We start from the raw sequence: 13,577 nt of genomic DNA, 5'->3' as shown, positions 1-13,577 counted from the left end.
ATGTCGAACCACATCGCCCCGCGCGAGTCCGAGAACGGCCTGGCCGAGCTGCGCGGAGACTGCGCACGGATGGCTCCGCACTGGGTGGTACCCGCCAGGAGCGCGCCCACCCCTGTCGCCCCCTCCCTCATCCACGGCGTGACCGTGCCGTCCGCCTCCGCCCGGCTGATCGACGCGATGCCGGAGTACGGCGACTAGGCGGCACCGCGCGGCGCCCGCGCCGCCTCAAGGGGAACCGTGCGCTCCTTCGCCCCGTCCCACCCGTGTCCGTACCCACGGTTCGGGCGATATGCCGGACAGGCATATGACGGCAACGCAGGCGAAGGAGCGATCCGGTGAGCACCGAGCGACCCGACAACGACGTGACCGGCCCCCGGCGGCGTTCGCCGCTGGTCGTGGCCTCGGTGGCAGCGGCCGTGCTGCTGGCCGGCGGCGGCGGCGCGTACTGGGCCGCGACCGCGGCGGACGGCGGTGACGGAGGACAGGGCAGTGCCGCGGACCAGGGGGACGCCTCTCCGCCGCCCCTGCGCCTGGACGAGGAGGGCGGCGCCGCCTCGCCGTCGTCCCCGCAGCCGTCGGCCCCGCCGGAGGGCATCGCCCCCGGTGAACCCGATCCGCACGGCACCCGGCTGGTCTACCGCGCCTCCGGCACGCTGCCGGACGGCCCCGGCAAGGCCGCCGTCCGGCGTGCGGCCGGGACCGTGTCCGCCGCCGAGGTCGCCCGGCTGGCCAAGGCGCTGGGCCTGCCGGGGACCCCGCAGGACGGGACCACGTTCTGGAAGGTGGGCTCCGACGGGGACGGCTCGGGCCCGTTCCTCCGGGTCGAGAAGCAGGCCCCCGGGACCTGGACCTTCGCCCGGTACGGCTCGGGCGGCACGGACAACTGCAAGAAGGGGGCCACCTGTCCGGGGAAGCAGGTCGACCCGGGCGGCTCCGGTTCTCCGGTGAGCGAGAAGGCCGCGAAGGCCGCCGCCGCGCCCGTGCTGAAGGCCGTCGGCCAGGACGACGCGGCGCTCGACGCCCGCCAGCTGATGGGCTCGGCCCGGGTGGTGAACGCCGACCCGGTGGTGGACGGACTGCCGACGTACGGCTGGGCGACCGGGATCAAGGTCGGCCCCGGCAGTGAAGTGATCGGCGGCGGCGGGCAGTTGAAGGCCCTGGAGAAGGGCGCCGACTATCCGGTGATCGGCGCGGCCGAGGCCCTGAAGCGGCTGAACGCGGCACAGCCGCCGTCCGGCGCCCGGAGCACCGGCGGCTGCGCGACCCCGGCTCCGCTGGAGGACGGCACGAAGCCGTCCGGTGTGAGCTGCGGGGCACGGACCGGCGCGGAGCCGGCGACGGTGACGGTCGACAAGGCGACGTTCGGCCTGGCGGCGCGGCACGCGGACGGGAAGCAGCTGCTCGTACCGTCCTGGATCTTCACGGTCCGCCCGGCCGGCGGTACGGGTGACACGGTCACCCAGGTGGCCGTGGACCCGAAGTACCTGACGAAGAACCCCGCGTCGGAGAAGACACCGGACAGCGGCGGCGCCACCAAGGCCCGCACGGTCCTCTCCTACGGCTCCGACGGCCGGACGCTCTCGGTGACGTTCTGGGGCGGCGTGTGCAGCACGTACACGGCGAGCGCCCGCGAGGACGGCGGGACGGTACGGGTGAGCGTGAAGGAGACCAAGCCCGACCCGGACAAGGTCTGCGTCATGATGGCCAAGGAGCTGACCCGTACGGTCACGCTGGACCAGCCGCTGGACGGCCGGAAGGTGGTCGACACGGCCTCGGGCGCCACGGTGCCGCGCGCCTGACACCGCGCCCGTGCCACACAGCACGACGACACAGCACGACGGCGGCGGCCCCGGAAGGATCCCGGGGCCGCCGCCGTGACATCGGCGCCGACCGCGCGCCTGGGCCCGCTTAGCTGAAGGAGTCGCCGCAGGCGCAGGAGCCGGTGGCGTTCGGGTTGTCGATGGTGAAGCCCTGCTTCTCGATGGTGTCGACGAAGTCGACCGAGGCGCCGCCCAGGTACGGGGCGCTCATGCGGTCGGTGACGACCTTCACACCGCCGAAGTCCTTCACGACGTCACCGTCGAGCGAACGCTCGTCGAAGAACAGCTGGTAGCGCAGGCCCGAGCAGCCGCCGGGCTGGACGGCGACGCGGAGCGCCAGGTCGTCGCGGCCCTCCTGCTCCAGCAGGCCCTTGACCTTGGCTGCGGCGGCGTCGGACAGGAGGATGCCGTCGCTCACGGTGGTGGTCTCGTCCGATACGGACATCTGCTTCTCTCCCGGGTTGTACGGAGACTGCTTGCCGACGTTGCAACCGTCGGGACCGCGGATTCATTCCGGGCCGAGCGCTTGCCTGTTCCCTTCATGCTCGCACACCGGCCCTGTGGGCGGATGCGTCACATTGACGCTATCGGCATCGTCAAAGTGACGTGAAGCGGCTATGATAGATAGCGTCAATTAGACGAAAAGGCTTCCCGCACAGAAGTCACCGCAGAGAAGAAAGGGTGCGTGACGTGACCACGGCCCAGACCGTCCAGGAACTCGACGTCCAGCCGACGCCCCTCGCCCTGCTGCTGCTCGGCCGCGACGCCGACCCCAGGAGCGAGCGCGGTGTCGAATGCCCCGGTGACCTGCCCTCCCCCTCCGACCCGGACCTCGTGGAGCGAGCCCGCGCGGCCAAGGAGAAGCTGGGCGAGAAGGTCTTCGTCCTCGGGCACCACTACCAGCGCGACGAGGTCATCCAGTTCGCGGACGTGACCGGTGACTCCTTCAAGCTCGCCCGGGACGCGGCGGCCCGTCCGGAGGCGGAGTACATCGTCTTCTGCGGTGTGCACTTCATGGCCGAGTCCGCGGACATCCTGACCACGGACGACCAGAAGGTCGTGCTGCCGGACCTGGCGGCGGGCTGCTCGATGGCCGACATGGCCACCGCCGAGCAGGTCGCCGAGTGCTGGGACGTGCTGACCGAGGCCGGCGTCGCGGACCGGGTCGTGCCCGTCTCGTACATGAACTCCTCCGCCGACATCAAGGCCTTCACCGGCCGCCACGGAGGCACGATCTGCACCTCGTCCAACGCGAAGCGCGCCCTGGAGTGGGCGTTCGAGCAGGGCGAGAAGGTCTTGTTCCTGCCCGACCAGCACCTGGGCCGCAACACCGCCGTCCGGGACATGGGCATGTCGCTGGGGGACTGCGTCCTCTACAACCCGCACAAGCCGAACGGCGGCCTGACCGCCGAGGAGCTGCGGAACGCGAAGATGATCCTGTGGCGCGGGCACTGCTCGGTGCACGGCCGCTTCTCGGTGGAGTCGGTCGAGGACGTCCGCGCGCGCATACCCGGTGTCAATGTGCTGGTGCACCCGGAGTGCAAGCACGAGGTCGTGGCCGCCGCGGACTACGTCGGCTCGACGGAGTACATCATCAAGGCCCTGGAAGCGGCCCCGGCCGGCTCCAAGTGGGCCATCGGCACCGAGCTGAACCTGGTGCGCCGCCTGGCGAACCGTTTCGCGGCCGAGGACAAGGAGATCGTCTTCCTCGACAAGACGGTCTGCTTCTGCTCGACGATGAACCGGATCGACCTGCCGCACCTGGTGTGGACACTGGAGTCCCTGGCCGAGGGCAAGCTCGTCAACCGGATCGAGGTCGACCCGGAGACGGAGAAGTACGCCAAGCTGGCCCTGGAGCGGATGCTCGCGCTGCCGTAGCCGGTTCCCCGCGCAGAAGGTCCGGACGTGGCCGATTTCGTCCGGACCGGCCCGGAAGCCCCTCCCCCGTATCTACGCTGCTGTTCTCACCGGCGGCGCGGATACGGGGGACAGTTGTATGGGGCACCTCAGCAGGGTGGACGACCTGGTGGTCGTCGTACCGGGAATCCTCGGCAGCACGCTGGCGGACGCGGACGGGCACGAGGTCTGGGGGCTCTCCGGGAAGGCCCTGCTGCGGGGCATCCGCACCTTCGGCAACGCGGTCAAGGGGCTGACGCTCGCTCCCGGGCTCGGCGACGGGCCTCCCGGCGACGGCGTACGGCCGGTCGGGCTCATGCCCGATCTGCATGCCCTGCCGGGGGTGTGGATGCCGGTGGACGGGTACAGCGGCCTGCTGGGCTGGCTGGAACGGACCTTCACCCTCCGGCGCCGTCTGCCGGGCGATGCGGCGGATGTCCCGGCCAACCTCGTCGGCTTCGCCTACGACTGGCGGCTCTCCTGCCGCTGCAACGCACAACGGCTGGCCGAGCGCGTGGACGAGGAACTGGGCCGCTGGCGTGCGTCCCGGCCCGGCCGGCGGGACGCCAAGGTCATTTTCCTCTGCCACTCCATGGGCGGCCTCGTCACCCGGAGCTACGTCGAGCAGTGCGGCGGCGCCGAGGTCACGCGCCGCGTGATCACGCTCGGGACGCCGTACCGGGGCTCCCTGGACGCGCTGCTGTATCTGGTCAACGGCATGCGGTACGGGATCGGCCCGGCGGGCCTCGACCTCACTGCGTTCGCCCGCAGCCTCCCCTCCCTTCACCAGCTCACCCCGGACTACGCCTGCCTGACGACGGCCGCCGGATCGCCGCTGCGATACGCGCGCGAGGTCACGGGCCTGCCCGGGGTGGACGAGGAACTGCTGCGGCACGCGGGCCGTTTCCACGCGGATCTGCGGGAATCGGACGCGAGCAGGCGATACGGGGTGGAGTACGTGCCGGTCGGCGGGGTGCTCCAGCCGACGCCCACGACCGCCGAGACCGAGGGCGACGGCTTGCGCCCGGTGCTCACCATCGACGGGGTGGACGAGGGGGGCGACGGGCGGGTGCCTCATCTCTCCAGCGGCCATGTGGGTGCGGGCCGGCACGCGTACACCCCGTGGGAGAAGCACGGCTCCCTGCAGAACAACAGGGCGGTCCGCCAGGCCCTCTACAACTGGCTCACCCCCGAGCCACCCGTGCACCGGGGCGCGGACGACGGCACGGTGGCGCTCTCCGTGGCGGCGCCGGAAATCCTCGTGGAGGGAGAGGCGTACGAGATCCGGGCGACGGTACCCGCGGACAGACCGGGCCACGACCGGGTCGCCGTCTTCGCGGGTGCGCAGGACGGTCCGATGCGCAGGATGACCAACCGGGGCGGCGGGCTGTACACCGCCCGGATCAGCGGACTTCCGGCGGGCGGGCACCGGGTGCGGATCGGCACCCGGGTTTCGTCCCATGTGGTGATGACGGCCCTGGTGCTGGTCCTGGAGCGGGGCTGACGATGACGCACGAGGAAGAGGGCCGGCCGAAGCCGGCGGGCACGGCGCTGTGCGTGGTGTGCGAGGAGTACGCGGACGGGGGGAGGTTTCCACGGCTCGTGGGGGCCGGGGCCCAGATGGACGAGATCGTGGGGCTGCTGGAGGGGTTGGGGTACGAGGCGCGGAAGGTGGGGGACGGGGACCCTTCGGCGGACGCGTTTCGCGCGGAGTGCGAGGAGTGGTCCGAGGGCTGGGTTGCCACGGGTGACTCCAGACCGGCTCTGGTCATCTGGTCGGGGCACGGGGTGCGCGTCGACGGCCGGACGCGGCTCGTGCTCCCGGACCTGAAGCCGGCCGACGACCCGGGGCAGTGGAAGGCGAGGGTGACGCGGCACGGCGTGACCGCCGACGATCTCGTCAGCGAAGCCGTCGGCTCCGGTGCCGAACACGTACTGGTGATCATCGACGCCTGTTACGCGGGCGGCGGCGCGGTCCCGGCGCTGGAGACGGCTCTCGGGCGCTGGGAGGAGGAGTCCGCAGCACCCGGACACGCCAAATGGCTCGGCTTCCTCGCGAGTTGTCAGAGCCACGAGACCTCGGACGGCAGCGGCCCGCTGCTGGCCGCCCTGGCGGAGGTACTGAAGGCGGGTCCGGCCGGCAACGAGTACCGCTCCGCATGGAGCGACCACAATGCGCTCGTCAGCGGCCCCGACCTGCTGGGCGCCATCGCCACGCGGTGGCAGGGCGAGGGCCAGACACCGGTCCCCGCCACCATCGGCGAGTGGCGGCCCGCCTTCCCCAATCCGCTCCACACCCCCGGGGCCCCGGCCCGGCTGGTGGAGCACCTGGTGCAGGCGGCCCGTGGGGTCGGCCACCTGGAGGAGGGCTGGTTCTTCACCGGCCGTACGGGGGTGCTGGGCCGGATCGTGGACTGGATGGACGAGGGCACGCCCGGCCTGTTCCTGGTGACCGGGCCCGCCGGCTGCGGGAAGTCGGCCGTGCTGGGCCGTATCGCCACGCTCGCGGACCCGGAGCAGCGCGCGCGGGCCGTGGAGAACGGGGCGCTGCGCGACGGCGACCCGGACCCGGGCGTCCGGGCGGAGCGCACGCTCGCGGCGGTGCACGTACGGGACCTGACCCCGGTGCAGGCGGCAGCACGGCTGGCCCGCGCCCTGGGCCTGCACAGGCCCCGCAACACGGACGATTTCCGGGCCGAGGTGCGGGAGCTGTCGCCTCAGCCGGTCCTGGTCATCGACGGCCTGGACGAGGTACCGGCCGAGCACCTGCAGGGCATGATCGAGGAGCTGGTCTTCCCGCTGAGCCGGACGGTCCCGGTGCTGCTCGGCTCCCGCGAACGCGCGTTCCGCAGCCGTCTGGCGGACGACGGGCGCGCGGACGAGACGCTGCCGGACGCGCTGGCCCGGCTGATCGGCGCGGGCGTCACCACTGCGGACCTCGAGCGGGAGCCGCACACCCAGGAGGACATCGCCGCGTACGTGTTCCGCCGGTGTGCGGCGGCCGGTGTGCCGGAGGGCCGGGCGCGGGAGGCGGGCGAGGCGGTCGCCTCACGGGCCGCGGCGGGGGGCGGCGGATTCCTGTTCGCCCGGCTGGTGACGGGCTCGCTGCTGGCGGAGGGGCGGGTCGCCGAGGAGGAGCGGTGGCAGGACGGTCTGCCGGGGTCCATCGAGGCCGCGTTCGAGGACGACCTGCGGGCGGGTCCGGTCCGGGTCCTGGCCGACGGCACCGAACTGCCTTCCGCCGCCCGGGACCTGCTGACCGCACTGGCCTGGGCGGTCGGGCGCGGCATGCCCGCCGGAGGCGTCTGGGAGGAGGTCGCCGGCGCGCTGGGCGGCCGCGCGGTGCCGTACGAGGAGAGCGACGTGGACTGGGTGCTGTCCGCCTACGGCCGCTACATCGTCGAGGACTCGGAGGGCGGACAGGCGGTGTACCGCCTGTACCACCGGGAGTTCGTGTCCCATCTCGCGGGGCGGGACGGGCCCGGAGGCGCCGCGGCCGGAGAGGTGGCGTCGGCCGCCCTGGTCGCGCACGTCGAGCGGCGTGTGGCGGACGGCGGCTGGGCAGCGGTCGACCCGTACGTGGTGCGGAGGCTGGCGCGGCACGCGGCGCAGGCGGGTGAGCCGGGCATCGAGCTGCTGCGGGGGCTGGCGGAGCGGGTCACGGGCGCGATGCCGGTTCTGGCCCAGGCCCTGCGCCACTTCTCCGAGCGGCTCGGCACGGACGGGGACCTCGACGCGGCGGTGACGCACGCGCGGGAGGCCCTGGTGCTGTACCGGGCGCTGGAGCAGACCGTTCCCGGGTCCTGCACGACGTCGCTGGTCCGCACGCTGATCAACGTCGCCAACCGGTGCGCCGAGATCGGCGACCTCGAAGGGGCGCTCGTCCCGGCGCGTGAGGCGGTGGCGCTCCAGCGCGGCATCGCCGACGCGGGCGGCAGCGCGTCCCTTCCCGACCTGGCCCTCGCCCTCGGCACACTCGGCCGGCGCCTGCACGACATCGGTGACCGCGAGGGAGCGCTCACCCTGACGCGGGACGCCGCCGACATCTACCGCGGGCTCGCGGAAGAGTTCCCGGCGGTCTTCCGCCCGCGGCTCGCCGCCTCGCTGAACAATCTGGCGGTGAGTCTGGCGGCCGTCGGGCAGCGCCGGGCCGCCGTACCGCCCGCGCGGGAGGCCGTGGAGATCCACACCGAGCTGGCCGCTTCGCACCCCGATGAGTTCCTGGCCCCGCTGGCCTCCTCCCTGACCAATCTGGCCGGCAGCCTCAAGGCCGTCGGAAGCGATGCGAGTGCGCTTCCGCACGCGGAGGAGGCGGTCAGGGTCAACCGGAAGGTGGCCGAACGCCACCCCGCCGTCCTGCGGTCCTCCCTGGCCGGCTCCCTGACCAATCTGTCCGTGCACCGGGAGGATGTCGGTGATCTCGCGGGGTGCCTGGCGCCCGCGCGGGAGGCCGTGGAGCTCTGCCAGGAACTCGTCGCACGTCATCCGGCCGCCTTCCAGCCGCAGTTGGCGGGCGCACTGCACAACCTGGCGGACCGGATGTCCGCCACCGGGGACCGGGAGGGCGCGCTCACCACGGCCCGGGACGCCGCGCGCCTGTTCGCCGGGCTCGCCTCGCAGCACCCCGACGCCTTCCAGCCCGATCTCGCCCGGTCCCTGACCTCGCTGGCCAACAAGACGGCCGACGCGGGCGACCGGGCGTCGGCCGTCCTGCTCGCGCGCGAGGCCGTCCGCATCCAGCGCGAACTGGCCCGGGACCTCCCGAGGGCATCCCTCCCGGGGCTGGCCGCGATGCTCAACAACCTCGCGATGCACCTGGTCGCCTCGGGTGAGCCCGGGGAGGCCCTGTCCGACGCCGAGGAGGCGACCGCACTCTACGGGCGCCTGGCCACGGAGGATCCGGACGCCTTCCTCCCGGAGCTGGCGACGGCCCTCAACAACCTCGGCAACCACCGCGCCTCCCTGGGCGACGTCTCGGGGGCGCTGGCCGCGGGCCGTGAATCGGTCGCCATCCGCCGCGATCTCGCCGCGGAGCAGCCCGCCGTCTTCCGGCCGGACCTGGCCACGGCGCTCATCAACCTCGCCGCTCACCTGAACCATGCCGGGGACCCGGCGGCGGGCCTGCGGGCGTCGGAGGAGGCCGTCGCCCTCTTCCGTGAACTCGTGATTCCCGAGCCCGCTCTCCGCTCCGCGCTCGCCGGCTCACTCGGCACCCTGGCCCGCAATCTCGCCGACACCGGCAGCCGGAAGGACTCCCTGGCGCCGGCCGGGGAGGGCGTCCGGATCCTGCGCGAGCTGGTCGGCGAACTCAGCAGCGCCCACCTGCCCAATCTGGCCCTCGCCCTCCACGGTCTCAGCAGGCTTCTGGTGATGAACGAGGACGGCGAAGGAGCCGTGGGCGCGGCGCGGGAGGCGGTCGCCGCGTACCGGACCCTGGCCCTGGAGAACCCGGGCGCCTTCGCGACGGACCTGGTCGCAGCTCTCACCAACCTGTCCGGGAACCTCGCCCGCGTCGGCGACCACGCCTCGGCGATCGAGGCGTACGAGGAGTGCGCGGCCGAGTTCGCCGAGGCCCACCCCGCGACCGCACGGCGTCTCGGGGCCGAGCGGGACATCTTCCTGCTGGGCTGCCCCGCTCCCCGCCCCTCGGAGGGCGTACGCGCGCTCGTGTCGTTCCTGGCGCGGGGCACCGGCACCGGGCCGGACGACGGCCCGGACCTGGTGGCCGTACGGGCACGGCGGGCGCTTCGCGGTCATGGCGACCCGCAGGCCGTGCGCGCCGCGTGGGAGGCGGAGACCTCGGGCCCCGCGCCCGGCTGGCTCACCCTGTCGGCCGTGACCGTGGACCTGGTCAGCTCCTGGATGTTCGCGCCCAACTGGCCCGCGTCACGCGACTTCTGGTCCCAGAACGCCGACACGCTCGGCGAGGAGCGGGCGGCGACGGCCCTCGAAGAGCTGGCGCTGCTGGACCCCCGCACCGCGCGGCGGCACACCGCGCTCCGTGAGGCGATCCTCGCCCACGGCGTGACCGCCGCCTACGACCCGCTGATCCTCGCGGAGCAGACGGCGGAATGGGTGAACTGCACCTCCTGGGCGGAGTCCCGGGCCTTCCTCCAGGCCCACCCGCGCATCCTCCGGGCCCGGCCGCCCGAGGACACCCCCCTCGCGCATCTCGCCGTCATCGAGGTCGCCCGCTCGGAAGGGCTGGACGCCGCCTACCGTATCGTCGAGGACCGCGCCGCTCTCCAGGCCTATGTGGAAAGGGCGCTGGCCGCCGGGGACGGCAACGCGCTGTTGCACGCGGCGGCCGTCGAGGGGCAGGTCTTCGACGACAAGCTGTCCTCCTTCACCCACGCCCAGGCGGGCATGGTGCTCGCCGGAGCCGTCGAGGGCGTCGTGCCGGACGAGCTGGCGACGCTCCTGCCCCGCGCCTCCGACGAGACCCGGACCCGGCTGCTGAGGGAGATCGCCGCCCTCAGCGTCCAGCACGCCCGCCCGCACGGCGAGCTGTGGCTCCGGATGGTCCAGGCGCTCAGCGGGACCGCCTGACGTCCACGGCCGGACTCGAAGGGGCCTGTCCCGCACGCTCGGTGCGGGACAGGCCCCTCGTCGTACCGGTCCGGGTCAGGCCTTCGCCGGCTCCGGCTCGTCGGACGAGTCGCAGGAGCCGGTGGAGGTGGACTCCTGCTGCTCGGACGGCGCCGGCAGACCGGCCTTCTTGGCGCGCTTGTCCGCCTTCTTCTTCGCGCGGCGCTCCTTGCGGAGCTCCACCATCGCGTACAGCGTCGGCACCAGGAGCAGCGTCAGCAGCGTCGAGGTGACGAGGCCGCCGATGACCACCACGGCCAGCGGCTGCGAGATGAAGCCGCCCTCGCCGGTGACGCCGAGCGCCATCGGGAGGAGGGCGAAGATCGTCGCCAGGGCCGTCATCAGGATCGGGCGCAGCCGGTGGCGGCCGCCCTCGACGACCGCCTCGACGACGCCCATGCCCTGCCCGCGGTACTGGTTGATCAGGTCGATCAGCACGATCGCGTTGGTCACCACGATGCCGATCAGCATCAGCATGCCGATCATCGCCGGGACGCCCATCGGGGTGCCGGTGATCAGGAGCAGGCCGATCGCGCCGGTCGCCGCGAACGGGATGGAGACCAGCAGGATCAGCGGCTGGACCAGCGACCGGAAGGTGGCGACCAGCAGCATGAAGACGATCGCGATGGCCGCCAGCATGGCCAGGCCCAGCTTCATGAACGCGTCGTCCTGGTCCTGGGAGACGCCGCCGATGGTGGCGGTGGCGCCGTCCGGGAGGTCCAGGGCGTTGATCTTCGTCTGGAGCGAGGCGCTGACCGCGCCGGTGTTGTCACCGGTGGGCCGGGCGGTGATGGTCGCGGCGCGCTGGCCGTCGATCCGGGTCATGGAGACCGGTCCGGGGACCAGCTTCACGTCGGCGATCGTGCCGAGCTTGACCGGGCCGAGCGGGAGGTTCTTCAGCTCGGCCATCGTGGTGGCCGGGTGGGCGGACTTGATGACGACGTCGCGCTCGGTGTCGTCCATGATCGCCTTGCCCGACGGGGTGCCGCGCACCGCACCGGCGACGGCCGCGCCCAGCGTGGCCTGGTCGTAACCGGCGTCGGCGGCCTTGGCGTTGGCCGTGACCGAGATGCGCGGGACGCTCTGCGCCAGGTCGCTCTGGACGTCGGTGACGTCCTTCAGCCCGGCGACCTCGGCGCGGACCTGCTCGGACGCCTTCTTCAGGGTGTCCGCGTCGGCCGACTTGACCACGACGCTGAGGTCCTGGCTGCCGAAGCCGTCGCCCGCGGCGATGGTGGTGTCACCGATGCCGTCGAGCTTGCCGAGGGCCTCGTCGATGCGGTCCTGGGTGGCGTCGTAGTCGGCGGAGTCCTTCAGGGTGATCTGGTACGAGGCCTGGTTGGCGCCCGTGCCGCCGCCGAAGGCCGCCATGAAGCCGGACGAGCCGACGGTGACCTGGTAGTCCTTGACGCCCTCGTCGCCGGCGAGGACCTTCTCGACCTTCTTGGCCGCCTCGTCGGCGGCCGCCAGGCTGGTGCCCGGGGTGAGCACCTGCTTGATGGACAGGACCTCCTGCTCGCCCTGGTCGAAGAAGTTGGTCTTCAGCAGCGGGGCCATGCCGAAGGTGCCGAGCAGCACGGCCACGGCGATGACGACACTGGTGATGCGGCGCCGGGTGGCGAAGCGCAGCACCGGCACGTAGATCCGCTGGAGCCTGCTGCGGGCCTCCTTCTCCTCGGCCTCGCGGCGCGCCTTGTCCGGGTCCTCGGCGCTGCCCTTGGGGGCGCGCAGGAACCAGTACGACAGGACGGGCACGACGGTCAGCGAGACCAGCAGCGACGCCAGCAGGGCCGCGGTGACGGTCAGCGAGAACGAGCCGAAGAGCTCGCCGACCATGCCGCCGACGAGGCCGATGGGCAGGAAGACGGCGACGGTGGTCAGGGTCGAGGCCGTGACCGCGCCCGCCACCTCCTTCACCGCGGTGATGATCGCGGACTGCCGCTCCTCGCCGTAGCCGAGGTGCCGCTTGATGTTCTCCAGAACGACGATCGAGTCGTCGACGACCCGGCCGATCGCGATGGTGAGTGCGCCCAGCGTGAGCATGTTGAGCGACAGGTCGCGGGTCCAGAGCACGATCAGCGCGAGGACCACGGAGAGCGGGATGGAGACCGCGGTGACCAGGGTCGAGCGGAGCGAGGCCAGGAAGACCAGGATCACGATGACCGCGAAGAGCAGGCCGAGCGCGCCCTCGGTGGTCAGGCCCGAGATCGCCTTGGAGACGGCGGGGCCCTGGTCGGAGACGACGGTCAGCTCGGCGCCGGAGCCGAGGTCCTGGCGCAGCTTCGGGAGCTTGTCCTTGACGGCGTCCGAGATGGCGACGGCGCTGCCGTCCTTGTCCATCGTCGCCATGACGGCGAGGCTCGGCTTGCCGTTCGTCCGGGTGAGGGAGACCGCGGTGGCGGGCTCCTGCTCCACCGTCGCGATGTCACCGACGCGGACCGGCTTGCCGGGCTTGCCGGTCGGGTTCTGGCCGGAGACCCTCAGGTCCTCGATCTGCTTCAGCGAGCCGAAGGCTCCGCCGACCTGGACGGTGCGGCTCTTGCCGGACTCGGAGAAGGAGCCGGCCGGGACGGTCGCGCCGCCCGCCTGGAGCGCCTGGGAGAGCGAGGCCGCGTTCAGTCCGGCGGCGGCGAGCTTCTTGTCGTCGGGGGTGACGGAGACCTGGAGGTCCCGCACACCGTCGACGGAGACCTGTCCGACACCGTCGATGTCCTCCAGCGCGGGGACGACGGTGCGGTCCAGCTGGTCGGCGAGTGCCTGCTGGTCCTTGTCGGAGGTGACGGCGAGGACGACGGTCGGGATGTCGTCCGTCGAGCCGGCGATGACCTGCGGGTCGACGTCGTCGGGCAGCTGGATGCGGGCGCGGTTCACCGCCTGCTGGATGTCGGCGACGAGCTGCTTGGTGCCCTCGTCCCCGAAGTCGAAGGACGCCATGATGACGGCGTTGCCCTCGCTGGCGGTCGACGTGATGCCGGTGACGCCGTCGACGGCCTTGATGGAATTCTCGAGCGGTTCGACGACCTGCTTCTCGACCACATCGGGGGACGCACCCTGGTAGGGAGCGAGCACCGACACCATCGGGAGTTCGATGGTGGGCAGCAGTTGCTGCTTGAGCTGCGGGATCGCGATCGCTCCGAAGACGAGCGCGACGATCGAGATCAGCCCGATCAGGGCCCTTTGCGCGAGGCTGAATCTGGACAGCCAGGACATGGGTGGGTCTCTCTTCTGTGGCTTACGCGGCAGATGGGCGGGTGACTCGGGGACAGACCCGGC

At 72.5% G+C, this 13,577-nt stretch carries 7 protein-coding genes; 5 read left to right on the top strand and 2 right to left on the bottom strand.

The features are described from left to right. On the top strand, positions 1-198 hold the full coding sequence (locus RLT58_RS26350; protein ID WP_311312846.1) for a hypothetical protein: 198 nt from the start codon (positions 1-3) through the stop codon (positions 196-198). Between the two features lie 137 nt (positions 199-335). Beyond that, the gene (locus RLT58_RS26345) at positions 336-1,799 is read left to right on the top strand and encodes a hypothetical protein (protein WP_311312845.1); all 1,464 of its coding nucleotides are present in this window, start codon (positions 336-338) and stop codon (positions 1,797-1,799) included. A 109-nt stretch (positions 1,800-1,908) separates the two neighbouring features. Here the strand turns inward: RLT58_RS26345 and RLT58_RS26340 are convergent, their stop codons facing one another. Continuing rightward, a complete protein-coding gene (locus RLT58_RS26340; protein WP_024488899.1) occupies positions 1,909-2,265 on the bottom strand; it encodes a HesB/IscA family protein in 357 nt (118 codons plus the stop codon). 236 nt (positions 2,266-2,501) lie between these two features. Here RLT58_RS26340 and nadA point away from each other — a divergent pair, with 236 nt between their 5' ends. The 3 genes from nadA (at position 2,502) to RLT58_RS26325 (ending at position 10,265) form a co-directional block, all read left to right on the top strand. Further along, the gene (gene nadA / locus RLT58_RS26335; protein WP_311312844.1) at positions 2,502-3,698 is read left to right on the top strand and encodes a quinolinate synthase NadA; all 1,197 of its coding nucleotides are present in this window, start codon (positions 2,502-2,504) and stop codon (positions 3,696-3,698) included. Between the two features lie 118 nt (positions 3,699-3,816). After that, positions 3,817-5,220: an esterase/lipase family protein gene (locus tag RLT58_RS26330; RefSeq protein WP_311312843.1), complete on the top strand. Its 1,404-nt coding sequence runs from the start codon at positions 3,817-3,819 to the stop codon at positions 5,218-5,220. 2 nt (positions 5,221-5,222) lie between these two features. Further along, positions 5,223-10,265 carry a tetratricopeptide repeat protein gene (locus tag RLT58_RS26325; RefSeq protein ID WP_311312842.1) on the top strand — a complete coding sequence of 1,681 codons (5,043 nt, stop codon included), beginning with the start codon at positions 5,223-5,225 and terminating at the stop codon, positions 10,263-10,265. 75 nt (positions 10,266-10,340) lie between these two features. Here RLT58_RS26325 and RLT58_RS26320 read toward each other — a convergent pair whose 3' ends face one another. Then, entirely contained in the window at positions 10,341-13,514 is a 3,174-nt protein-coding gene (locus RLT58_RS26320) for an efflux RND transporter permease subunit (protein WP_311312841.1), read from the bottom strand. Positions 13,515-13,577 lie beyond the last annotated feature (63 nt).

The sequence above is a fragment of the Streptomyces sp. ITFR-16 genome, from assembly GCF_031844705.1.
Classification (GTDB): domain Bacteria; phylum Actinomycetota; class Actinomycetes; order Streptomycetales; family Streptomycetaceae; genus Streptomyces.
The sequence above is the reverse complement of the archived record's forward strand: the minus strand, read 5'-3'. Positions and strand labels throughout refer to the sequence as shown.